The following is a 24,377-nucleotide window of genomic DNA, read 5'->3' as shown; positions in this document are numbered from 1 at the left end:
GTTGGCGGTAGATAATTGACGATTAAAAATAGCGGTCGAAATTGATAAGGGATAGCCAGTAATTATGTATTTGCAGCATTTTGGCTTAAGTCAGTTGCCTTTTACGCTTACCCCAAATACAGGTTTCTTTTTTGGGTTATCACCGCATGTGGAAGCGTTGCAAGTACTGCAAACAGCATTACAAACAGGCGAAGGTTTTATTAAAGTCACTGGTGAAGTGGGTACAGGTAAAACCTTAGTTTGTCGTAAACTGTTGAATGATTTACCGACTCAATATCATTGCGCTTTCTTACCTAATCCCTATTTGAATCCTAAAGAGTTACGCTTGGCTGTAGCGGGCGAACTCGGTTTAGCATTGCCGAACAAATTAGATCAACAACAACTGACAAGGCTGATACATGAGCGTTTGTTAGCGTTAAATCATCAAGGCTTTCATGTGGTGTTAGTGTTAGATGAAGCGCAATCGCTACCAGATGAAAGTATTGAGGCGTTAAGGTTATTTACCAATTTAGAAACCGAAAGTCGTAAATTATTGCAAGTGGTGTTGTTTGGCCAACCAGAATTAGATCAACGTTTGGCACAACCTAAGTTTAGACAGTTAAGACAACGTATTACCTTCAGTTATGACTTACGTCCGTTAACATGGGATGAAATACAAGCTTATATTCATTACCGCCTTGCTGTTGCGGGTTATCAAGGGCCTGAGTTGTTTTGTACCGCGGATATTAAACGCATTGCCAAAGCCGCTCGAGGCATCCCGCGTTTGGTGAATATATTGGCGCATAAGAGCTTATTACTATGTTATGGCCAAGGTAAAAAAAAGGTGACCTCTCAACATTGTCTGGCTGCAATAACGGATACAGAAGATATTAATTTACAACATAAAGTAGGGTTTTCTCGTGTCAGCATACTGATAATTATGTTGCTTGTAACAGTGATGGTGGTTATTGGGTTCAATGGTGATAATTGTTGTGGTGAATGGATGACACAAATAGGCGAGATTAAATGAGCGTGATTATCAAGATGTTGAAAGATTTAGAGCAGCATCAGCAACCCGGAACAGACAAACCACCGGTGCAACCCGCGGGTGAATTTGTGCGACCTCAAATTCAGTATCAATCCGTTGCTAAATCTCGCTCACCATTGATTAGCCTTATTGTTGTTGCCGTACTATTGATCCCTACATTGTGGTTTGGTGTATCTATGTACCGCCAAGCCAATATTCAAATGGCCAATCAGCCAACAGATAGCAATGCATCGGTTACCGAAGATACTCAGTCATCGCTGGCAAGTCAGCCACAAGGTAATGGTGTTGCTGTTGATCATAAGTCTACTCAAATCTCAACTGAAGTACTAACCCAAGCACCAGCTCAAACGCTAAATCAAGTACCTATTCAAGCGAGCACGCCAGAAATCACTGCTGAGGTTATTGAACCAACGGATCGCATATCTGAGCTTGAACTATCCGAAGTGAGCACTGCATCAGTCGTTAATAACGAAACCGTCAACACACAAGCAGTACTAGCTTCAACCGTAGACGCAGAGAAGCCCAATATTTCGGTAGATCATAATTCACAGAATATGGCTTCACTGCTGAATACTGAACTCACTCAAGATCAAATCACAGCGCAAACATCTCGCTTCTTACCCGCAGAAGTACCCGCAAAAATCCCTGCTGCAGCAAAAACTGTTGATATGAGCGTTAACGAAGTGGTGCTTTCCAAAACGCAAATGGCGCAGCTGCAATATCGCAAAGCGATGGATGCTGAGCAAGCGCAACGTCTGGACGATGCGGCGGGTTACTATTTAGAAGCCATTATTTTACAACCGAGTTTACATAAAGCTCGTAAGCAATTAGTCGAAATTTATTTTGCGCAAAATAATCCAACAACTGCGATGAGATTACTCGAGAGTGGGATCAGTATGTTTCCGCAACAGTGGGAGTTTTATGTGATTTTGTCGCAAATTCAAACCGCAATTAAAGCTTATGATGAAGCCTTAATAACGGTGGCGATGATCCCAGATAGCTCATCGTGGGCTCGTGATAAGTGGATCGCACAAACGGATTTGGCACAAAACTCTAAAAACTTTGCTTTAGCTGAGGAAGCTTACCGAAACTTATTGGTATCTGAGTCGACTCAATCTCGCTGGTGGATGGGGCTAGGTTATGCGCTCGATTCACAACAAAAATATCCACAAGCCGCGCAAGCTTACCGATCGGCATTAAGCTATGAAGGGTTATCAACTTCAGCCATGACATTTATTGAACAACGTTTAGATCAGCTAGGAGAAAACCGATGAAGCCTAAGTTAAAGATGCGGTTAGGAGATCTTCTTGTTCAAGAGCTGATTATTACTGACACCCAATTACAGCAAGCATTGGCGGAACAGCGCAATTCAGGTAAAAAGCTCGGCCGCACCTTAATTGATTTGAAGAGTATTACAGAAGACCAGTTACTTAAGTTTTTATCTCAACAACTTAATTTACCGTACCTCGATATTAGTCGTCGTCCGATAGCCGCTGAAGTGGTGAATATACTCCCCGAAGTACAAGCGAGGCGCTATCGAGCATTAGTGGTGGAAAGTAATTCCGACCATGTGTTAGTTGCTATGAGCGACCCTGCCGATTTGCAGGCTATCGATAATATTGAAGTGTTAGTTGCCCCTAAACAGTTGATGATTGCGGTGGCGCCAGAGCAACAATTACTCGATGCGTTTGATAACCTTTATCGCCGTACTGGGCAAATCGCTGAGATTGCCGGCAAGCTTGATGAAGAATATGCCGCAGATGACATGTTCGATTTGGCTAATTTGACTCAAAGCGACAGTGATAATGAAACCACGGTGGTGAAGTTATTGCAGTCAATTTTTGAAGATGCGGTGCAAATGCGTGCGTCAGATATTCACATTGAACCTGGTGAGAAAGTGCTGCGGATCCGTCAGCGTATTGATGGCCAATTACATGAAAACCTCCTCAGTGAAGTTAATATTGCTTCTGCTTTAGTGTTACGACTTAAGTTAATGGCAGGACTGGATATTTCAGAAAAACGTATGCCACAAGATGGCCGTTTTCATATGGAAATAAAAGGTCATAAAATCGACGTGCGAATGTCGACCATGCCGATTTATCATGGTGAGTCTGTGGTGATGCGTTTATTGGATCAAACCACAGGTTTACGTACGTTAGATGAAACCGGTATGCCACCGCATATTGTGGCACGTATTCGTAAACAGATTAAACGCCCTCACGGTATGTTGTTAGTCACAGGGCCAACAGGTAGTGGTAAAACGACTACCCTGTACGGTATTTTAAGTGAGCTTAACACTGCCGATAGAAAGATTATCACTGTAGAAGATCCGGTTGAGTATCAATTACCGCGAATTAACCAAGTGCAAGTCAATCACAAGATTGGTTTAGACTTTTCTAACGTATTGCGTACAACACTTCGTCAAGATCCCGACATTATCATGGTGGGAGAGATGCGTGACCAAGAGACCGTGGAAATTGGCTTACGAGGTGCGTTGACGGGTCACTTTGTATTATCGACTTTGCACACTAATGATGCGGTTACCAGTGCGTTGCGATTACTTGATATGGGTGCGGCAAGTTATTTGGTCGCTAGTGCGCTGCGGGTCATTATCGCTCAACGTCTTGTTAGGCGCGTTTGCCACAATTGTGCCGTGGATTATCAACCAACAGCAGCTGAACGCAGTTGGCTTGTAAGTGTGACGAAAAGAGATATTAGCAGCGCCACCTTTAAAGTGGGGAGTGGTTGTCAAACCTGTAATGGTTCTGGTTATCGCGGTCGAATTGGTATTTTCGAAATACTTGAACTTGACGAAAATATGATAGATGCCATGCGAACAGGTAATCCGCAAGATTTTGCCCGTGCAGCACTGCGCAGTCCTAACTTTATTCCCCTCGCGCATTCTGCGATGGAGTATCTATTCCTTGGCACGACAACACTCGAAGAAGTGTCAAAACTGGTTGAAGATGTCAGTGAATCAAAAGTGCCTTTATCGAAAGATATCGTTAGCCAACAAGATATTGGGTTATAACAATGCCAATATATCAATATCGAGGACGTAATTCACAAGGGCAGGCGGTCAGTGCGCAGCTTGAGTCTGCTAATGAAAGTTCTGCGGCAGATGCATTGCTTTCTCGTGGGATTATTCCGCTAGAATTACGTGAAGTGAAAACGAAGCAATCTTTTTCGATGAGCTTATTTCAAGGCAAAGTGTCGCTGGAAGAATTGCAAATTTTTAGTCGACAAATGTATTCGTTAACGCGTTCAGGTATTCCTATTTTAAGAGCTATAGCTGGCTTATCTGAAACAACTCATTCCGATCGAATGAAAAAAGCCTTAGATGATATTTCTGAACAGCTGACGTCGGGAAGACCGTTATCTTCGGCAATGAATCAACATCCAGATATATTTGATTCGTTGTTTGTATCGATGATCCATGTTGGTGAGAACACCGGTAAGTTGGAAGATGCCTTTATCCAGTTGTCTGGTTATATCGAGCGAGAACAAGAAACTCGTCGACGGATTAAAGCTGCAATGCGTTATCCGATGTTTGTTTTGATTGCCATTACCATAGCGATGGTTATTTTGAATATTATGGTGATCCCAAAATTTGCTGATATGTTCTCTCGTTTTGGCGCTGAATTACCTTGGGCGACAAAAATATTAATCGGCACGTCTAATTTGTTTGTTAATTTTTGGCCTCATATGATTGTGCTATCAATCGGCATCATAGTCGGGATTCGATATTGGCATCACTCTGAAAAAGGTGAGAAGCAATGGGATTTATGGAAGCTGCACATACCTGTTATTGGATCTATTATTGAGCGCTCAACCTTGTCGCGTTACTGTCGCTGTTTTTCGATGATGCTCAGCGCGGGAGTTCCGATGACCCAAGCACTCAGTTTGGTAGCAGATGCGGTCGATAACGCATATATGCATGACAAAATAGTCGGTATGCGCCGGGGTATTGAATCAGGTGAGTCAATGCTAAGGGTATCAAATAGCAGCCAACTGTTTACCCCATTGGTATTGCAAATGGTTGCTGTGGGTGAAGAAACCGGTCAAATAGATCAGCTGCTCAATGATGCCGCTGATTTTTATGAAGGCGAGGTTGATTACGATTTAAAAAATCTCACCGCAAAACTCGAACCTATTTTAATCGCATTTGTTGCTGGCATTGTATTGATATTGGCACTGGGTATTTATCTTCCTATGTGGGATATGCTGAATGTGGTAAAAGGCGGTTAGCAAAGCATGCAACAAAGAAAGCAAACAGATCATTGGATATCGAGATGTTGAGCCAGCAAAAAGCGGATGGTGATCTGCTTAAAGTCTATGGTCGGGTTATTGCTATTGTTGTGGTGTTAACGCTGCTGGCTATTTTTGGTGGGCGTTATGTCAATACTACTTCAAACATAGGTGGGCGTGGTTTAGAGTTTGAACATAATCGTTTTTTGAATGTCTTAGCTATGGTGCATAGTCAATGGTTAGCTTCTGGCCGACCACATAAAATGCAGTTGTCCTGGCATCATATGGCATCGAATGTAGCATCGAGTAAGGTAAGCAATGACAATGCTGTATTACAAGATGCTGCGAGTAAAATAGATGCTATAGATACTGATACCGATTTGGTTGGCACCGATAATTGGATTTCTATGTCTGATCAAGGTTGGCCAACCATTGATACTAATGATGTCCAAGGTTGTGAGCAACTGTGGGGCCATTTATTGGCAACTAATGTTCAAGAGTTAAATATAGCGGTAGATTATCAGTCTGATGAGAACATTTGTCGCTATCATTCAGGTAATGAAGCCAGTTTAAGTTATCAACTACAAACAGGAAGAGTTATTTTTTTGATGAGTGACCGATAAAGTTTATGCCATTAGTGTTAAATTTTTAATAAGCTGCTAATATTAGTGAAGTTATAGCTGAATCAGTATTATTTCCTGTTGTAGGCGCTATAGATAAGAGTGAGTTATTATGAAATTGAAACAACAAGGTTTTTCATTGATCGAGTTGGTCATTGTTATTGTCATCCTCGGTTTATTAGCCGCTACAGCGATCCCGCGTTTTTTAAATGTAACCGATGATGCTGAAGACGCCAGCGTTGATGGTGTTGCTGGTGGTTTAGCCACAGCAGTGAGCTTTGTACGTGCACAATGGGAAGTTGATGGTCGTCGTAACAACAGCGTTATTTTAGATGGTACTAGCGTATCACTCGATACACGTTTTGGTTTTCCAACTGGCACAACCAATACTGATGTTACCTCAATGACAAACGAAACATGTCAGGAAGTATTTGATTCAGTTTTACAAAATGCTCCAAGAAATGTACTGTTCGATCAAGACGCCCGTAAACATCGTTATACCGTAAGAATGCAAAATGGTGTCGGCGGTTCATCTACCAGTATTGATGGCCAAACTGTTACAGGTCTAGATTTGTGTGTTTATCATCAAGTCGCTACTTTAGCGCTAAATCAGACTTCGGGTGTCGCAGATCCTGCGCCTGATTTAGACACTGTTGGTGCTAACGGTGTAACATATAATGCAGGTACAGGTCAGGTAGTATCATTTACTAACAACTAATTTGATTTATCACTGTTCGCAGTGATGTTGGTTTACCCAGTTATTTTCTATAGAGGTTATTTAATATGCAAAAACAACAAGGTTTTACATTAATCGAATTAGTGGTTGTGATCATTATTCTAGGTATTTTAGCGGTTACGGCAGCGCCGAAGTTTATCAACTTACAAGGTGATGCACGCGCGTCAGCATTATCAGGAATGAAAGCGGCAATTCAAGGTGCAAATACCTTAGTTTATTCAAAAGCGGCTTTAGCGGGTAAAGAAAAGGGTGGTACCGGTGGCGTTGCGCTTTTAGATATTGCTGGTACAACAGCTACAACAGATGACGTTAATATTGTTTATGGTTATATTGCTGCGACAGAAGCTGATTTAGAAAGAGCATTGGATGTAACATTTGCTGCTGGTGCTGATGGCACTGCTACTGTTACGGATCCTGTGACAGTAGGAGATTGGATTATAGAAGCAGGTACAGGTAGTGTCGAAATTTGGCAAGCCGGTGCACCTGCTGCTTGTTCTTTTACTTATACTCAAGCAACTTCAACTGCAATTCCAGTGCTTTCTCAAGTTCCTGATGCTGACGATTGTTAACACTTGATTTTTAAGTAATAAAGCCTGCTCATGCAGGTTTTTTTTTGAGTTTTTTGATTTTAAAAAAATATTAATTGACTCACTTAGCTTCCCTATAAAATGGTACAAGGTAATAAATAAACAGACAATCTTGGTTGTTTTTGCCATACTAAATTCGATAGTATAACTCTATGACATTATTATGATTTAGCTTTTTTAGGTGTCGAAGTATTCATTGAATTAAATGAGGAAATCATTAAAGTGAGTCAACAACGTAATGTTCAGCTTGGGTTTACCTTGGTTGAATTGGTTACTACCATGATTGTGATTGCTATTATTGCCGTGGCGGTGTTGCCGCGTTTGATGTCTGATTCATCTTTTAGTGCCTACAGTTTACGCAGTGAATTTATCAGTGAGTTACGCCAGGTCCAGCTTAAAGCCATTCAAAATACCGATCAGTGTTATCAAATTGATGTGACATCAAGCGGTTATACGTTACGCCATTTTAGCGAAAGGGCCGCTAGCTTATGTACAAACCAGGTACGTATTGAGCAACAACAAACTTTCAGTGGCAATGCTCATATTGCTTTAAGCAGTAATGCTAGCCAAGTGTTTTCGATTACCTTTGACAGCTTAGGTCGCATGCTGTCTCCAGCGTGTGCAGGTAATTGTTTTAATGTAGTAGCAGATGAGACCTTAACCATTGCGGTTGAGTCAGAGGGGTATATTTATGCTCCGTAACATTCAATTTCATCGTTTATCACAACCTACTCGTGGTTTTACTTTAATCGAACTCGTCATTGGTATGATGGTGATCGGCATTGCGATAGTGATGCTCACTAGCATGCTATTTCCCCAAGCAGATAGAGCTGCATCGACATTACAAAGAGTACGTTCAGCAGAATTAGCTCATTCGGTAATGAATGAGATCTGGGGTAAACGATATGATCAAAATACTAATCCTAATGGTGGTATTCCGGCGTGTAATGCACCTACAGGTATCGCTTGTACAACAGAGTCAGCATTAGGCCTAGACGGTGAAAGCCGAGACACGTTCAACGACGTTGATGATTATCATGGCTTGGATGAAACCGATAACATGCTCGACTCTAGCCAAACTTATACCCAAGCTTATCCTCGCTATCAGTTGCAAGTGTCAGTTGAGTATCTTGACGCTGCGACGAAGGCACAAAAATTAATTACCGTAGCAGTAACAACGCCTGCCAATGAAGAGATCACTTACCAAGCGGTAAGGAGTAACTACTAATGCCTTTACGACGAGGATTGAAAGCTGCAGGTTTTACCTTAATTGAAATGGTTACGGTCATTTTAATCTTAGGGATTATTATTGTTGGTATCAGTAGTTTTGTTATTTTTGGCACCCGCATTTTTGTTGAATCAAGTGCGGTAGATCAGGTGCTCAGTCAAAGCCGTTTTGGTATCGAGCGTATGACCCGAGATATTCGGCGTGCAGTGCCCAATAGTGTGCGGGTACTTACCGCAACCGATGGCAGTTATCAGTGTTTGGAGTTACTGCCTATTTCGGCCAGTACTTCTTATCTTGATGCGCCATTTGTGCCTCAATCTGCGCAAAATACTTTAACCGCGATTAAAAGTATTCGTCCCATTAATGCGGCTCAGTCAGTGCTAATTTATCCTTTAACCAATAGCGAAATTTATAATCCTCAAGGGACTATCGCCAAACGATTTATTGTGCAAAGTGTGGCTGAAACAAGTGATCAACTCACCATTACATTAACTCAAAATGTGCGTTTTACGGAGGCCTCACCGTTAAAACGCTTATATGTTGCCGATAGCCCATTAAGCTATTGTTTTGTTAATACAGCTAGCAATGTTGATCTGCTCCTGTACCAAAACTACGGTTATAAGGTCAATCAGCCTGCACCCGCTGCAATGGGCAATGGCGCATTGATGGCACAAAATGTCACTAATGCCTTAACTGTTAATCCCGCGGTGATAATGACTCCATCGACACTGGTGACTAATGCAATTGTGCATTTACAGCCACTATTTAGCGTTAATGGCGAAACATTTCAATATCAACATCAAGTGCAGGTGATGAATGTTCCCTAAGCTGAAATTAACCCAACATTCACAACAAGGTAGCGCACTCATCATTGGTGTGTTTGTGCTAACGGTGATGTTTTTACTTGCCGCGAGTTTAATTCGTATTGTTGGCGATGCTGATGAGTCCGTGAACATGGAAGTGTGGGGCACTCGAGCTTTATTTAGCGCTAATAGTGGCGCCGATGCAGCGCTGGCTGAGTTATTTCCGGTTGGTGGCACTGTGGCAACTTGTACTAGTGTTAGCTCTACATGGACACCGCCAAATAACGCCGTTGGATTCCATAATTGTAGTGTCACCATTAGTTGTAATACCGCTAGCGTTGGCAGTGTTGTTCAATATCGAATTAATAGTTTAGCGGTATGCGAAACAGCTAACTGTGTAGGAAACTCAAACAGTTCAACATGTTTGCGAGTCAGTCGCCAAGTGGAGGTAGAAGCCCGTGGGAATTAATTCAATTAGTCGCTTTGTTGCTAGTTCTTTTGTGGTCATGGCTTTACTGGTTCAGAGTGTTTTTGCGTTTGATATTATTGATGAGTCTGTAATGTGGCCTGACGTAGCTCAAGGGCATCACCAGTACAATAATAATAGTTGTCATAAAATTACGAATCCCCAGCTAATGATGCAAAGCGGTTCAAGAATCAATGGTACGTTAGGGGATAGTTTAGCGTTTTGTTCAATTAATACCGGTTCAGGTTTACCTAGTGATAGTTGTGACACTGCTACTGGAGGCGATCGCTATTGTGATGTAATGAAAAGTGATATAAGTGGATTGCAATTAACTGGTGGCAATAAATTTCAAAGTAGTAAAGGGACAAGTGGTGGATTGGGCTCTTGTACAGGCAATCAAAACATTGTTTTGGGAAATACTGGTCTAAACCAATTTAATTCAATTACGCTATATTCTGCTTGTACTGTAACAATGTCTTCGACACAACAAGAATATTATTTTAACAAAATAGAAGCTGGAAATGGGGCTAAATTAATTTTTCCAGCCGGTGATTATTGGATCGATTCTTTAATATTAAATCAAAATGCAGAAATCGTATTACAAGGGGATGTTAGATTATTTATCGGTAGTGATTCTGAATTAAATAACGGTAAAATAAATGCTGTAAATTCGAGTGCTTTACAACTAATCGCGTATAAAAATTTAACTTTGAATACTGGTTCTGTTATTGGTGGGTATATTTATAGCGATGAAAAATTGACTCTTAATAACAACTCAATTATTAACGGGCGCGTAACATCTAAATATTTATGGCTTAATTCTAACAATCAAATTAATGATACCGTTTCAACACCTGCTGTGTTCCATATTCAATATGGTAAAGCGACGGCAAATAGTATTACTTTTGACAAACAATTTCCTACAGGTGTGACGCCCTTAGTCTTTTTAATGCCGACTGTAGAGAATAGTAATAACGACGGCCCCGCATCAGTATTTATTGATAGTGTATCGGAACAAGGGTTTACCTGGTCAAAAAAAGAGCCTGAATCACCTAATAACCGTTATGTAGCATCAAAGGAAATGGCTGAAATTCACTGGATAGCTGTCACTCCTGGAACCTATAAATTACCAAACGACACAAAACTTATCGCCGGTGCTGTTGACTACGATCAGGCTTTAATTGGTTCGAATTCACCTTATACACCTGTTGCTTTACCTTCTACTCAAGATGTTTTGTTAAATCAAATCCAAACTAAAAATAATAACTGTTGGTTCACTAGCACGTCGGAATTTACCAAGTCAGGTATACAACTTGCGTTAGATACTTCAGAGGTCAGAAGTAACAATAGAAAATGTCAACCAGGTGATTTGAACAATAATCAAATTCAAAATGAAACCATTGGCTATTTATCATTTAAATCGGGTAGTGGCACAATGAAATTAAATGGTGTCGACACTAATTATCATTTTGGCAAAGCGCAAACCTTTACAGATAATGGTACCAAAGATATTAGTGATCAATGTCGTTATACCACGCCTTTAATTGGCTTTAAGGGAGTCCCTATATTAGTTGCGGGTAAAAACAGCCGCTTAGGTGGCGATGGCGGCTGGCTTCGTCGTTGTCAGTTGACTAACGACAAAGTGAGTATGGTCGTTGACGAAGATACTTTTAGAGATAACGACCGCAAACATCGTTGGGAGAATTACAGTTTTGTGGCTTTTGAGAAAAAAGTAGACACCTTAACGTGTTTTACCGACGATTTTAATCGCACTGATGTCGGTGATGATTGGGCTCTTAAGGTATTAGGCTCTTCATTACCGCCCTCAATAAAGGAAGGGCGTCTGCGTTTTACCTCTGCTAGCGGTAATCAAGCGACATCCAGTACTTATCAGCGATTATTCCCTGCTGCGAATAATTTAGTTGAGCTGGAGTTTGACTATTATGCTTGGTCGAGTCTAAGTGGCACAGGGGCTGACGGCATTGCAATTATCTTGTCCGATGCCAGTATTACTCCTCAGCCTGGCAGTTTTGGTGGTGCCTTAGGATATGCCCAGCGTAACAACGGCACTCCCGGTTTTGCTGGTGGTTGGTTAGGTATCGCACTGGATGAGTATGGTAATTTTTCTAGCCCCAATGAAGGTAAAGTGGGTGGACCAGGCTTTAGAAGTCAGGCGGTGGCTATCCGTGGTTCCTCAGGCACAAATTACCAATATCTAACAGGTACTAATGCCAACATTTCCCCCAGAATTGATGTGCGCAATACGGCCAGTGCTCAGCCAAACCATAAATATAAAATCATCATCGATTCGCGAACACCAGGCAAAGCCATGGTATCAGTGCTGCGTGATACGTTAAATAGAGATAATCCAGCTGACTTCGTGACTTTAATCGCTCCTTTTGATGCATTAAGTTTCTCTGGGCAAGCTCCTGTCCCTAAAGATTTTTACTTATCTATAACTGGCTCTACGGGTGGCTCTAACAATAATCATGAGATGGATAACTTTAAGGTTTGTGCCCTTAAATCCAATCCGGTCGGTCAACAAATTCATCATTTTGAGTTTGACTATACCAGCTCGCCATTTACCTGTAAGGCCGAAACCATGACGGTCAGAGCCTGTAAAGATGCGGTATGTAATTTGTTTACTGATCCCGTAGAGGCTAATTTGTCGCTTGCTCCTAATTCAAATGGTGCTTGGTATGTCGACAGTAGTAAAACAAATGTAGTGAGGTTTGAAAATGGTAGTGCAACGGTCGCTTTACGCAACAATGTGACTACGCCAACCACTATTGGGGTAACATCTTCCATTCCTTCAACCATAGCAGGCAGTAACACCTTGTGCCGCCGTGGTTCGGGAGGGCTAACTACAGCAAGTTGTACCTTAAGCTTTGCCGAGAGCGGTTTTATTTTTGTTGTGCCAGATAAGCTGGCAAACAAGCCTACTGACAACATTACTATTAGTGCAGTGAAAACCTCAGATATCACTCAACAGTGCGTACCTCTGTTTTCCAAAACCACTAAAAATGTCAATTTTTGGAGCTCTTATATCGACCCCATCAATCCAATTAATGGCCAGTCATTAACAGTAAATAGTACCGTGGTGGGTAAACAGAGTAGTGCAGCAACCACGCTTGCGTTGGCATTTGATGCAGAAGGTAAAGCAGATATTATTGTTAACTATCCAGATGCAGGAAAAATGCAGCTAGATGCAAAGTTTACTGGCACAGGTGATGAACAAGGCTTGGTGATGGTTGGTTCAGATCAGTTTGTGAGCTTTCCGGTAGGTTTATGCGTTACCCCCAAAGATAATGCTGCACAGTGGTCTAAAAATAACGGTATTTATAATCCATATAAAAAAGCAGGCGAGTCATTTGATCTAATTATTCAAGGCAAAGCATGGCAAGTGGATGGTGACACAAATTACTGTGATAATTTAAATACCCCTAATTACGCCCATGAAAAAATTGAGTTAGGCCATCAATTGATTGATCCGCTCGGAGGAGTGTTGGGTGCTGTGGGCTCATCGCGATACAATCATGTTGCGCAAACCACTAACAGTAATACCGTGTCTCAGTCGGTAACCGAAGTTGGTGTGTTTCAGTTTACAGCTAACCCACCACTTGGCTATTTGGGTTCGAATTTTCATGATATTCCACTCGCTGTATCACCTACCATGGGTCGCTTTGTGCCAGACCGATTTGTTGTGAGTAGTTCAAGTGTGTTGCCATCTTGCGGTAGCTTTACTTATATGGATCAACCTTTTGGCCTGACGTTGACTTTGAGCGCATTTAATACCGGTACTTATATCACCAAAAATTATCAAGGTGCTTTTGCTAAAGGTACTGCAAACCTTGTGGGTGAAAACATTAACAATGGTGTAGATTTGAGTGGCAGATTAAGCACTCTACCTATTAATGCTGGGTCTTGGGCGTTGGGTGAAGCAAACGTAGGATTATCTTATCAAGCTAATTTTAGTCGTACAGTGTCCCCAAGTGTTGATGGACCATTTAGTCAGTTAGCTATTGGTGTGCAAGCTTTTGATAATGATGGTGACTGGTCGTTTATTGCATCACCAGATATGCGAGCCAACAGCAGTGCTATTTGTGCTGATAATAGTAACTGCAACGCGAAACTGTTGTCGACTCAGGATTTTCGTCATGGCAGAGTGGTGATGGACAATACTTATGGCCCTGAAAATGAAATTTTACGCATGCCAACGTATGCCCAATATTGGAATGGTAGTACTTGGGTAACGAACATTAGTGATAGCTGTACTCAAGTTATCGATCCGCTTGATGGCAGCGAAATATACACACCATTATTAACTTTTGGCCAAACGGTTACCCGCAGTGATGGCAACAGTACCGTCAACATTCCGATGACCAGTGGTCAGCTCCCTTTATTATGGCAAAACACTGGTTCTGCAGCATATCGGGGTCAAGTGACTGCACCGCTACAAGTGGAGGATTGGCTTAAGTGGTATTGGGACCAAGCAAGTCCGACTCAACTCTATGATCCAAGAGCAAGTGCGTACTTTGGTCGCTACCGAGGACATGATAAGATCATTTATTGGCGTGAGGTGAATCAATAATCCGAATAAAAAAGCATCTCTTTTACGCTTTTTAGGATTAAATTTGACCGATTAGCATTTTTTTAGATACTTTTATAAAAAAAAACGTCAGATTAGCAATTGTTAACCTGTTCGGTCTTGTAGAATGGGGGTGTCATTGATAAAGTTAGCTGATTTTTCTTCTTCTGATTTCACAGAATACAGGCCTGATACATGTTCAAAAAGCTGCGCGGCATTTTTTCTAACGACCTATCCATCGATTTAGGTACGGCAAACACTCTTATTTATGTTCGCGATGAAGGCATCGTGTTGAACGAACCCTCAGTGGTTGCCATTCGCGGCGAACGCAATAGCAATGGGCCAAAGTCAGTTGCTGCAGTCGGTAGAGAGGCAAAACAAATGCTAGGCAGAACGCCTGGTAATATTCAAGCTATTCGTCCAATGAAAGACGGCGTAATTGCCGATTTTTATGTTACCGAGAAAATGCTTCAGCACTTTATCAAACAAGTGCATAACAACAGTTTCTTCCGTCCTAGTCCTCGTGTACTCGTGTGTGTGCCAGTAGGCGCGACTCAAGTTGAACGCCGTGCTATTCGCGAATCAGCGATGGGCGCTGGTGCTCGTGAGGTTTACCTAATTGAAGAGCCAATGGCTGCGGCGATTGGTGCAGGTTTGCCCGTATCTGAAGCGACCGGTTCTATGGTTGTCGATATTGGTGGTGGTACTACCGAAGTCGCGATTATTTCATTGAATGGCGTGGTGTATTCTTCATCAGTGCGTATCGGTGGAGATAAGTTTGACGATGCTATTATCAATTATGTGCGCCGTAACTACGGTAGTTTAATTGGTGAAGCAACCGCTGAACGTATTAAGCATACTATTGGTACCGCATACCCTGGTGACGAAGTGCTTGAAATTGAAGTGCGCGGTCGTAACCTTGCTGAAGGTGTACCAAGAAGTTTCACCTTAAACAGCAACGAAATCCTAGAAGCATTACAAGAGCCGTTATCTGGCATTGTGAGCGCGGTAATGGTTGCCCTTGAGCAATCACCTCCAGAACTAGCTTCAGATATCTCTGAACGTGGCATGGTATTAACTGGTGGTGGAGCGTTATTACGTGACCTAGACCGTTTATTAATGCAAGAAACGGGTATTCCCGTTATGGTTGCTGACGACCCACTGACTTGTGTAGCTCGTGGTGGTGGTAAAGCCCTTGAAATGATTGATATGCACGGTGGTGATTTGTTCTCTGAAGAGAACTAATTATCAACTGCTGAGCGGCTTTGTTAATGACGTTTTATGGGTTAACAAAGTTGCGAACAATTTATGAAACCAATTTTCGTTCGTGGCGTCTCGAGTCAATTTAGATTGACACTGGCAATTATATTGTCGGTGGCATTACTTATGACCAATAATCGCCTAGATCCTATACGCCAATCCTTATCCTCAGTATTAAGTCCTCTACAGTATTTAGCCAATGTGCCAGGGGTGATGCTCGACTGGTCGGCCGAGGCATTTGCCACCCGCAATATGCTTGAACTGCAAAACAAAGAATTATTACGCCAACAACTGGTTATGTCAGAACGTTTACAACGTTTTGAGCATGTACGTCAAGAAAATGAGCGTTTACGCGCATTACTTGGTTCGCCTGTGCACATGGATTCTCGTAAAATGGTGGCTGAGGTCATGGAAGTTGCCAGTGACCCATTTCGTCAATTTGTGGTGTTAAATCATGGTTCGCAAACCGGCATTTATGTTGGTCAGCCTGTAGTTGATGCCCAAGGTGTTGTGGGGCAGGTGGTTGAAGTGAGTGAGTTTACCAGTCGAGTATTGATGGTGTCAGATACCACGCATGGTATTCCGGTACGCGTTACCCGTAACGATGTGCGGGCAATAGCGAATGGCATGGGTGATATTGATCAAATTGAACTACGTCATGTGGCTAAAAGTACTGACATTATAGTGGGTGATTTATTAGTTACTTCAGGCTTGGGTAATCGTTTTCCTGAAGGGTATCCCGTCGCGCGTGTTATTAGTGTGTCGCGTGATGATGGCCAGAGTTATGCCGTGATTTATGCTCAACCTTTGGCAGCGCTAGATCGTATTCGATACGTGTTGCTTATTTGGCCTGATGAAACCAAACCGTTTACGCTGCCTAATGACGTACAAGAATTAATAAAAGAAGCGGCAGATAAAGCAGCTGCCACTGCAAATTCTTCAGAACCCCAACCCCAACCTCAACCCGTAGAAACAACCACTACACCAGTAACAAGCGAGGTAAACCAATGAGCGCACATATTGCAAATGGTCGCTTAGTGGTATGGCTGACCTTATTCATCGGGATGATGTTTCAGATTATGCCGTTGCCAAAAATGGTAGAAGCCTGGCGACCGGATTGGCTATTGATGGTGATGATGTATTGGGCCATGGCGCTACCGCATCGTTACAGTATTCTCACTGCGTGGTTGTTAGGGGTGATGCTTGATGTGTTGTTGGGAGCTCATCTAGGGATCCGTTCATTAGCATTATCATTAGTGATTTATATTGTGGTGTTGTTGTGCCAACAGTTACGTAACTATCCTCGCTGGCAACAGTCGTTACTAGTTGCATGTTTTATTTGTATTTATCATGCAGTGATATTTTGGGTGCAGTTTGTTGTTGTTGGCGCAGCCCCATTTAATGTGGACATGTTTTTACCCGCTATTTCGAGTTTATTTATTTGGTGGTGGGTGTTTTGGGTGTTACGCAATATGCGCCGCCATTATAAAGTACGTTAATCCATACACACTAAAGTGAGTATGATTTTAATGTACACTAATTAGAGTAAATAACCGATGGCATGGGTACTGGCTTCAACATCACCAAGAAGAAAAGAATTATTGGCACAAGCAGGATTTAGTCATCTCGACTTTTCATTTCAGCTCGTCGCACCCAATATTGATGAAACACCTTTGTCGACTGAAACCGCAGAGCAATATGTATGTCGCCTCGCACTTGAAAAAGCCCAAGCGGGTCTAGCGCTTAGCAGTCATGTGGTTAAGCCTCAAGTTCTGGGGTCTGATACGATAGTGGTGTTAAATGGTCTGATATTAGGCAAACCAATAGATCAAAATGATGCCAAGCGTATGCTGGCATTATTATCCGGTCAAACTCACGAAGTGATGACCGCGGTAGCATTAACAGACGGTGAACATACCTTTAACCGACTATGTCGTACCCAAGTGAGCTTTTGTGAATTATCTGCGGCAGACATAGATGCTTATGTTGGCTCGGGTGAACCAATGGACAAGGCTGGTGCTTACGGCATACAAGCACTGGGTGGTTGTTTTGTTAAATCAATTACTGGCAGTTACTCTGCTGTGGTCGGTCTACCGTTAGTTGAAACACGTGAATTATTAGCCTGCATGATGCAGCACACTTAACCTTTGCTTTAATCGGTCATCTACGGTGGTGCAACTGCTGTCAATATTACGATTGGAGCATGACCCGAATACTGGTGGCTTATGAACATAAAAGCACAACGTAAAAAAGGCACAGAATTACTTATCAATGTCACGCCAACAGAAGCGCGTGTAGCATTAGTCGAGCATGGTGTTTTACAAGAAGTGCATATCGAACGTCGTATGAAACGAGGTTTGGTCGGCAATATTTATAAAGGTAAAATTAGCCGTGTCCTCCCAGGTATGCAAGCCGCGTTTGTGGATATTGGCTTAGATAAAGCCGCTTTCTTACATGCCTCAGATATTGTTCCTCATACTGAATGTGTTGCTGATGTCGAAAAAGGCAACTTTGTGGTACGTGATATTGCTGAGCTCGTGCGTCAAGGGCAAGACATTATGGTGCAAGTGGTCAAAGACCCACTCGGTACCAAAGGCGCCCGCCTCACTACTGACATTACCTTACCCTCACGTTATTTAGTCTTTATGCCTGGCTCTAGTCATGTTGGCGTATCACAACGTATTGAGCTTGAAGACGAACGGCAACGCCTTAAAAATATTACTCTTCCTTATGTTGATGATGACGGCGGCTTTATTATTCGAACCGCTGCGGAAAATGTGGGTGAAGATGAGCTTGCTCAAGATGCGGCCTTTTTACGCCGGGTGTGGGCTAAAGTAAGCGAACGTCGTAAGCGTAAAGGCGTCACGTTACTGTATCAAGACTTAGCCTTACCAGTGCGGATCATTCGTGATTTTGTCGGAACCGAGCTTGACCATATTCAAGTCGATTCGCGCCGAACTTATGCCGAACTGCAACAGTTTGTGCGAGAGTTTATGCCTGAAATCGCGGATAAAATTGAGCATTATGCTGGCCCTGCACCTATCTTTGAATTGTACGATGTTGAAAACGAAGTTCAACGGGCTTTAGGCCGTAAAGTTGAACTCAAGTCTGGCGGTTATTTAATTATTGACCAAACAGAAGCCATGACCACCGTCGACATTAATACCGGCGCATTTGTTGGCCATCGCAATTTAGAAGAAACCATTTTCAATACTAATCTTGAAGCCACTCAAGCAATTGCAAGACAACTACGATTACGTAATTTGGGTGGGATTATCATTATCGACTTTATCGATATGTTAAGTAAGGAACATCAAGCACGGGTGCTAGAAAGCTTAAATGCAGCATTGGCGTTAGATCGCGTCAAAACCAGTGTCAGTGGTTTTTCGGGCTTAGGTTTAGTGGAAATGACCCGTAAACGTACTCGCGAAAGTTTAGAGCATGTGGTGTGTGGTGAATGCCCTTCCTGTAAAGGCACCGGCACCATGAAAACGATTGAAACCGTGTCTTATGAAATTTTTCGAGAGATTATCCGTTTAGACCGAGCATATAAAGCCGATGAATTTTTGCTTTATTGCTCGCCGGCGGTGTATATGAGCTTTAGTGGTGATGAATCGCATTTGCTGGCAGAATTAGAAGTCTACATTGGTAAGCGTATTCGTTTGCAAAATGAACCGTTATACATTCAAAGTAAATATGATGTGGTGATGATGTAGTGTCGACAACTCAGGCAGTAACTATCAACAGATTATGTTGGCAAATTTTGGCTATCGCGCTGGTGCTTTTTGCACTGGTAGTGAGCCTTATTCGTGGTTTATTGCCTCATATTCCTGAAGTCCGTACTGAGTTAATTCATTATCTTGAAAGCGAATACCAACTGCATGTGCAGATGGATAAACTGAGTGCAGAGTGGCAAGCTTTTGGGCCAGCACTTACCGTTAATAATTTAGTCTTACCGCCACAAGATAATCTACCGATTACCGTTATTAGCGAAAATGTGCATATCAAACTCGATTTTTGGCAGTCGCTTTTCACCTTAAGCCCACAGATTGAAACTGTGGTATTTGATGGCGTTAAAGTGGCGTTAAACCTTGATGAGTTAACAGCTAGTGATGGCCAGCCTACAGTGGGCGATAAAGCTAATCTTGATTGGTTATATGGTTTGTTATTAGAACAGCTGGGGCATTTTTCAATTACCGACGCGTCCTTACAACTGGTGAGTAAGCAACATGCTTATCAACCAATTTTTATCGATAATCTGCTATGGCAAAACACCGCTAATCGTCACCAAGCACAAGGTATGATCCACGTCGATCAACTTAAGTCGCAGCAAGAGCAATTAACATTACGCATTGACCTTACTGGTGATGGTTATCAACCCGATACTGTAGCAGGCCAGCTTTATGTTACCGCAGACTCATTAGACTTAGGTGAATGGGCTTCTAGGCAGCATACCGCTCAAAAAAACACTGATAATATTGAATTTCAAGGTGTGATAAACCTCGATGCGTGGATGACATTCGCCAATCGTCAAATTCGTGATGGTATATTGGTTTTTAAACCGAGTTGGCTACAATGGCGCGATGCAGACACTCAGCAAAAGTTTGCTATTAACTCTGGTTCATTGCAATGGACCCCACAAACCGATGGCTGGAAAATCGACAGTCACGATTTAGATTTATCAACTAACGATCAAACTTGGCCATCATTGACGTTGGCCATAGGTACTCGCGAGGGGGATTTTTTTGGTTATGCTAACCAGATTGTTCCTGCAAACTTAACCCCAATGTTGCCGTTAGTGCCCGATTTGGGTAAGCAGCAAGTGAACATTTGGCAACAACTCAATCCTCAAGGGCTAATTGGGCCGATGAGGCTGTATAAATCGGCCGACAAACCTATTATCGCCAAAGTCGAGTTACAGCAGTTACAGTGGCAACCTTATCAATCAATACCTGGCATTAGCCCTGTTGATGCTCAATTAACCTGGGCCAATAATCAACTTGAATTTGCATTACCAGAGCAGGAATATTCGCTCGATTTTAGCGGTGATTTTAGTCAACCAATTGCAATGCGCGGCAGCCCAATTACGGGGCGTTATAATCTCGGCGAGCAACGTTTAACAGTACCCAACATTGAATTTATTAATGATGATATTGCCCTGCAAGCCGGTTTGAATCTTGAGTTTTCCCAACAAACACATATGGGCTTAGCGGCCCATGTCACTATAAATGATGTTTCCCATCTTGGGCGTTATTTTCCATTAATGGCGATGAGCCCTAATTTAACCACCTACCTTAATGATGGTTTAGTGGCAGGGCAGATTAACGATGCGCAAGTTGTTTGGCATGGTGCATTAGGCGATTACCCTTATCAAGACAGCAGTGGCGTATTTCAAGCCGACTTTACCCTTGATAAAGGCATCTTTAAATTCCAACCAGATTGGCCTGCCGTTAGTTCGCTAACGCTTTCTGCATTGTTTGAAAATGACATGATGGATTTGCATATTGACCAGGGCAAACTCGATAACGTGGTGGTGGATGGTGCACGAGTTTCTATTCCACATCTTGGTAAAGAATCTTTATTAAGAGTTGAAGCTGATATCACTACCGATGCGCAAGCAGCCACTAAGGTGATTAATGCTTCTTCACTGCAGGATTCTGTCGGGGCAACGTTAGACGTGGTGCAGATCCAAAAGCAAATTAATACCACATTAGATCTTTCCATTCCCTTATATGAAGGGGGTGAACAATTAATTAAAGGCCAAGTTACCCTTAATAATAATCCAGTGTTTATTAGCACACCCGGCTTAGATTTACAGGGTGTATCTGGGCAAGTGAGCTTTGTGAATCAATTGATTGAAGGTAAAAATATTAAGGCTCGATTATTTCAGCAACCGTTAACGTTTAGCGTAAAAACCGGAAAATACAACAGCAATTTAGCATTGAATGTCGATATGCGTGGTAAATGGGATCTTGATGCTCTGCCTGCCAGTTTAGATAACCCACTGACAGAAACGTATTATGGACAACTAGACTGGAATGGCGGGTTAACCATGATTTTTGACCCAAGTGGTTATAGTTTACAAGTCTCCGCTAATTCTGATCTTATCGGTACGTCATTGGATTTACCGATGCCTTATCAAAAATCGGCAGACGAGCCGAGAAAACTGAGCGCAGATCTTATTGGCGATAACAAACAATCATCATTGAGCATTAAACTGGGTAATGATGTGGAGTTTTGGGGCGGATTTAATGCTGATAGTGGCAGTCAGCTTGCCTTTTATGATGTCATGATTGGTCGTCACTTTAGACTAGGTGATAACTTAAATAAGCAACAAGGGCATCTACATTTAGATATGCCAAAAGTGGATTTAGCGCAATGGCTTCCGCTTATTAATCGCTTTAGTGCTACCGCAGAACCTGAAGTGATCACCTCATCGGTACGCGACCGTATATTATCGACTGCAGAGCTACCTGGTGCTGCGGCACAACAAAATACCACCTCATCGATTGACGCTAAAGCACCTGCATTTCCCACATTAGCCGGTATTCATGCCAACATCGCCCAATTAAATGTATTGGGACAATCATTTGATAAACTGCATTTTGATGCTCAACCCACTGAACATGTGTGGCGCGTTGATGCTGATTCACAACAGTTTGAAGGGCGTATCGATTTTTATCCTAACTGGCGCGATCAAGGCATCAAAGTGGTTGCGAAAAAGCTGCATTTATCCCCAGTCGTGAGTGGCACTGAAACCGTTGCGTTAGCGCCAACTTCGATGCTAGAACATCTGCCTACTTTAGCCGTAGATGTGGATGACTTTAGCGTTAATGATTTATCTCTAGGTCACCTAGTGTTGCAAGGTTTACCACATAAGCAAGGCTACCAATTTCAAACTATTTCCATCACAAAACCGACGGTAGCATTACAGGCTAATGGTTTATGGTCTGTTGAAAATGATATCGATAAAACCCTATTTGAGGTTAATTTACAGGCCGACAAGTTTGATGACTTATCGACCATGTTAAAAATTAATCCTGGGCTGCAGGATGCACCACTGGATCTCTCCGGCCAGTTATCTTGGCAAGGCACGCCTTACCACTTCACCCTCGACACCTTAAATGGCCAACTTAAGTTTGATTTAGGCAAAGGTCATTTATCGGAGATTAGTGATAAAGGCGCTCGAGTGTTTTCGTTATTCAGTTTAGATTCGTTATTACGTAAATTATCGTTAGATTTTTCGGATGTGTTCGGCGAAGGTTTATATTTCAATACCTTTAACGGTAACCTAACGATTGATAATGGTGTGGTTAAAACCACCGATTCTGAAATGGATGCCATTGCTGGTAATATGCGAGTAAGAGGTTATACCGACTTAACCACCCAAAGCTTAAATTATGATATCCGTTTTGTGCCGCAACTTGCCTCAAGTGTGCCAACCGTGGTGTTATTGAGTACCAGTGCATGGACTTTGGGTTTAGGCGCGTTTGCTCTTACGAAAGTGTTAGAGCCGGTTATTGAAATTATCTCTGAAATTCGATTTCGAGTCACCGGTACCATGGACAATCCGCAACTAGAAGAGCTTGAGCGTAAGAGTAAAGAAATCGAAATACCTAAGGCAATTTTGCCGCAGGCGGATGAGACCAGTGTAGAGACGACGATTGGAACTAAAGCCAAAACTAACGTAGATACTAAAGCTAACGTAGATACTAAAGCTAACGTAGAAACTAAAGCTAACATAGACACTAAAGCAGCAACTAACATTGATGCAGATGTTCAGCGTGGCAATCACAGCCGTGAATCAGAAGATAAATCGTTACCAAACTCGCCTTCTGACCTGCTCATGCCAGTTATCGATAATCCATCTGATGTGAATCAACCATCAGCCAAGAACGCTAAAGTAGAGCCAATGAGTAAGTCTTTGGCCAAGCCTGCAACTAATGTCGTTATGCTACAAGGAGTGAGAGATGCAAATAAGCTTATTACAATGTCAAAGCAGTCGCGATGTCAAAGCCAATCTCGCGTTTGTCGACTCACAGCTTAAAGACTTACCCCGTGATGCCAATGAAGCGCAATTAGTTGTGTTACCCGAGTGCTGTTTATTGTTTGGTGGTCATGAGAGCCAACAACTTGAACATGCTGGCAGCGAGCATCAAAGTGAGCTCAAAGACGCATTAGCGGCAATGGCGAAACAATACCAAGTGTATTTTATTGCCGGCACCATTCCCATGCGTGCAGATGATGGTAGAGTCTTTAGCCGCTGTTATTTTTTTGATGATCATGGCGTCACCCTAGGTCATTACGATAAACTGCATTTATTCGATGTAGAGGTCGCCGATGGCACCAAGACTTATCGCGAAAGTGATACCTTTCATCCTGGTGATCGCATTTGTGTTATTGATACCCCTTTTGGCAAAGTCGGCTTAGCCGTTTGTTACGATATCCGTTTTGGCGATATGTTTCGAGCGTTGCGTTTAGCGGGTGCAGACTATATTGCGTTACCATCTGCTTTTACCAAAGTCACTGGCGAAGCGCATTGGCAGGTGTTATTACAAGCACGAGCCATTGAAACTCAATGTTATTTATTGGGGGCGGGCCAATGGGGACAACATAATGAAGGCAGTCGAGAAACGTGGGGTCACAGTATGATCGTCGACCCATGGGGCCGAGTGATTGCAGAGCAAGCCACTGAATGCGGCTGGGTACAAGCTAAAGTCGATTTAACGGAGCTAAGGCGTATTCGTCAACAAATGCCGGTGATTGGCCATAATCGATTTTTAGCGCCGCAGTTGAAATAACACTGGTTGAAAT

19 protein-coding genes are annotated in these 24,377 nt (G+C 42.5%); all 19 read left to right on the top strand.

The features are described from left to right. Nucleotides 1-64 precede the first annotated feature (64 nt). The 19 genes from SFRI_RS19260 to SFRI_RS19170 all read left to right on the top strand — a co-directional run bounded on the left by SFRI_RS19260 (nt 65) and on the right by SFRI_RS19170 (nt 24,364). Complete coding sequence (locus tag SFRI_RS19260) at nt 65-1,009, top strand: ExeA family protein (RefSeq protein ID WP_011639165.1); 945 nt, start codon at nt 65-67, stop codon at nt 1,007-1,009. Continuing rightward, nucleotides 1,006-2,301 carry a tetratricopeptide repeat protein gene (locus tag SFRI_RS21100; protein WP_049763559.1) on the top strand — a complete coding sequence of 432 codons (1,296 nt, stop codon included), beginning with the start codon at nt 1,006-1,008 and terminating at the stop codon, nt 2,299-2,301. Before SFRI_RS19260 ends, SFRI_RS21100 begins: the two co-directional genes overlap by 4 nt. Continuing rightward, entirely contained in the window at nt 2,298-4,058 is a 1,761-nt protein-coding gene (locus SFRI_RS19250) for a GspE/PulE family protein (protein WP_011639163.1), read from the top strand. Before SFRI_RS21100 ends, SFRI_RS19250 begins: the two co-directional genes overlap by 4 nt. Before the next feature lie 2 nt (nt 4,059-4,060). Beyond that, nucleotides 4,061-5,275, top strand: a complete 1,215-nt coding sequence (locus tag SFRI_RS19245) for a type II secretion system F family protein (protein WP_011639162.1) — start codon at nt 4,061-4,063, stop codon at nt 5,273-5,275. 44 nt (nt 5,276-5,319) lie between these two features. Then, entirely contained in the window at nt 5,320-5,898 is a 579-nt protein-coding gene (locus tag SFRI_RS19240; protein WP_011639161.1) for a hypothetical protein, read from the top strand. Nucleotides 5,899-6,007: 109 nt separating this feature from the next. Next, the gene (locus SFRI_RS19235) at nt 6,008-6,613 is read left to right on the top strand and encodes a prepilin-type N-terminal cleavage/methylation domain-containing protein (protein ID WP_011639160.1); all 606 of its coding nucleotides are present in this window, start codon (nt 6,008-6,010) and stop codon (nt 6,611-6,613) included. 65 nt (nt 6,614-6,678) lie between these two features. Next, nucleotides 6,679-7,200, top strand: coding sequence for a type II secretion system protein (locus tag SFRI_RS19230; RefSeq protein WP_011639159.1), 522 nt, complete (start codon nt 6,679-6,681; stop codon nt 7,198-7,200). Between the two features lie 240 nt (nt 7,201-7,440). Continuing rightward, on the top strand, nt 7,441-7,920 hold the full coding sequence (locus SFRI_RS19225) for a prepilin-type N-terminal cleavage/methylation domain-containing protein (RefSeq protein WP_011639158.1): 480 nt from the start codon (nt 7,441-7,443) through the stop codon (nt 7,918-7,920). Continuing rightward, nucleotides 7,910-8,446 (top strand): type II secretion system protein, encoded by a 537-nt coding sequence (locus tag SFRI_RS19220; RefSeq protein WP_011639157.1) that lies wholly within the window; start codon nt 7,910-7,912, stop codon nt 8,444-8,446. Before SFRI_RS19225 ends, SFRI_RS19220 begins: the two co-directional genes overlap by 11 nt. Then, the gene (locus tag SFRI_RS19215) at nt 8,446-9,273 is read left to right on the top strand and encodes a prepilin-type N-terminal cleavage/methylation domain-containing protein (protein WP_011639156.1); all 828 of its coding nucleotides are present in this window, start codon (nt 8,446-8,448) and stop codon (nt 9,271-9,273) included. The genes SFRI_RS19220 and SFRI_RS19215 overlap by 1 nt, the downstream gene beginning before the upstream one ends. After that, entirely contained in the window at nt 9,263-9,718 is a 456-nt protein-coding gene (locus SFRI_RS19210; protein ID WP_011639155.1) for a hypothetical protein, read from the top strand. Before SFRI_RS19215 ends, SFRI_RS19210 begins: the two co-directional genes overlap by 11 nt. After that, nucleotides 9,708-14,306: a DUF6701 domain-containing protein gene (locus SFRI_RS19205; protein ID WP_011639154.1), complete on the top strand. Its 4,599-nt coding sequence runs from the start codon at nt 9,708-9,710 to the stop codon at nt 14,304-14,306. The genes SFRI_RS19210 and SFRI_RS19205 overlap by 11 nt, the downstream gene beginning before the upstream one ends. A 192-nt stretch (nt 14,307-14,498) precedes the next feature. Further along, on the top strand, nt 14,499-15,548 hold the full coding sequence (locus SFRI_RS19200) for a rod shape-determining protein (protein WP_011639153.1): 1,050 nt from the start codon (nt 14,499-14,501) through the stop codon (nt 15,546-15,548). Between the two features lie 63 nt (nt 15,549-15,611). After that, nucleotides 15,612-16,574, top strand: a complete 963-nt coding sequence (gene mreC, locus SFRI_RS19195) for a rod shape-determining protein MreC (protein ID WP_011639152.1) — start codon at nt 15,612-15,614, stop codon at nt 16,572-16,574. After that, nucleotides 16,571-17,062 (top strand): rod shape-determining protein MreD, encoded by a 492-nt coding sequence (gene mreD, locus SFRI_RS19190; protein WP_011639151.1) that lies wholly within the window; start codon nt 16,571-16,573, stop codon nt 17,060-17,062. Before mreC ends, mreD begins: the two co-directional genes overlap by 4 nt. 57 nt (nt 17,063-17,119) lie before the next feature. Continuing rightward, nucleotides 17,120-17,707: a Maf family protein gene (locus SFRI_RS19185; RefSeq protein ID WP_011639150.1), complete on the top strand. Its 588-nt coding sequence runs from the start codon at nt 17,120-17,122 to the stop codon at nt 17,705-17,707. An 81-nt stretch (nt 17,708-17,788) separates the two neighbouring features. Continuing rightward, nucleotides 17,789-19,279 (top strand): ribonuclease G, encoded by a 1,491-nt coding sequence (gene rng / locus SFRI_RS19180; protein WP_011639149.1) that lies wholly within the window; start codon nt 17,789-17,791, stop codon nt 19,277-19,279. Beyond that, nucleotides 19,279-23,610: a YhdP family protein gene (locus SFRI_RS19175; protein WP_011639148.1), complete on the top strand. Its 4,332-nt coding sequence runs from the start codon at nt 19,279-19,281 to the stop codon at nt 23,608-23,610. Before rng ends, SFRI_RS19175 begins: the two co-directional genes overlap by 1 nt. Next, a complete protein-coding gene (locus SFRI_RS19170; protein ID WP_011639147.1) occupies nt 23,534-24,364 on the top strand; it encodes a carbon-nitrogen hydrolase family protein in 831 nt (276 codons plus the stop codon). Before SFRI_RS19175 ends, SFRI_RS19170 begins: the two co-directional genes overlap by 77 nt. The last annotated feature ends 13 nt before the right edge of the window (nt 24,365-24,377 follow it).

Origin of the sequence: Shewanella frigidimarina NCIMB 400 (assembly GCF_000014705.1) — a bacterium.
GTDB classification, from domain to species: Bacteria; Pseudomonadota; Gammaproteobacteria; order Enterobacterales; family Shewanellaceae; genus Shewanella; species Shewanella frigidimarina.
This window is presented reverse-complemented; position numbering and strand designations above follow the sequence as displayed.

Bases quoted from the DNA above. Each gene is read 5' to 3' on its own strand.
- SFRI_RS19260 (WP_011639165.1), top strand. From the start codon at position 65: ATGTATTTGCAGCATTTTGGCTTAAGTCAGTTGCCTTTTACGCTTACC.
- SFRI_RS21100 (WP_049763559.1), top strand. From the start codon at position 1,006: ATGAGCGTGATTATCAAGATGTTGAAAGATTTAGAGCAGCATCAGCAA.
- SFRI_RS19250 (WP_011639163.1), top strand. From the start codon at position 2,298: ATGAAGCCTAAGTTAAAGATGCGGTTAGGAGATCTTCTTGTTCAAGAG.
- SFRI_RS19245 (WP_011639162.1), top strand. From the start codon at position 4,061: ATGCCAATATATCAATATCGAGGACGTAATTCACAAGGGCAGGCGGTC.
- SFRI_RS19240 (WP_011639161.1), top strand. From the start codon at position 5,320: ATGTTGAGCCAGCAAAAAGCGGATGGTGATCTGCTTAAAGTCTATGGT.
- SFRI_RS19235 (WP_011639160.1), top strand. From the start codon at position 6,008: ATGAAATTGAAACAACAAGGTTTTTCATTGATCGAGTTGGTCATTGTT.
- SFRI_RS19230 (WP_011639159.1), top strand. From the start codon at position 6,679: ATGCAAAAACAACAAGGTTTTACATTAATCGAATTAGTGGTTGTGATC.
- SFRI_RS19220 (WP_011639157.1), top strand. From the start codon at position 7,910: ATGCTCCGTAACATTCAATTTCATCGTTTATCACAACCTACTCGTGGT.
- SFRI_RS19215 (WP_011639156.1), top strand. From the start codon at position 8,446: ATGCCTTTACGACGAGGATTGAAAGCTGCAGGTTTTACCTTAATTGAA.
- SFRI_RS19210 (WP_011639155.1), top strand. From the start codon at position 9,263: ATGTTCCCTAAGCTGAAATTAACCCAACATTCACAACAAGGTAGCGCA.
- SFRI_RS19200 (WP_011639153.1), top strand. From the start codon at position 14,499: ATGTTCAAAAAGCTGCGCGGCATTTTTTCTAACGACCTATCCATCGAT.
- mreC (WP_011639152.1), top strand. From the start codon at position 15,612: ATGAAACCAATTTTCGTTCGTGGCGTCTCGAGTCAATTTAGATTGACA.
- mreD (WP_011639151.1), top strand. From the start codon at position 16,571: ATGAGCGCACATATTGCAAATGGTCGCTTAGTGGTATGGCTGACCTTA.
- SFRI_RS19185 (WP_011639150.1), top strand. From the start codon at position 17,120: ATGGCATGGGTACTGGCTTCAACATCACCAAGAAGAAAAGAATTATTG.
- rng (WP_011639149.1), top strand. From the start codon at position 17,789: ATGAACATAAAAGCACAACGTAAAAAAGGCACAGAATTACTTATCAAT.
- SFRI_RS19170 (WP_011639147.1), top strand. From the start codon at position 23,534: ATGCAAATAAGCTTATTACAATGTCAAAGCAGTCGCGATGTCAAAGCC.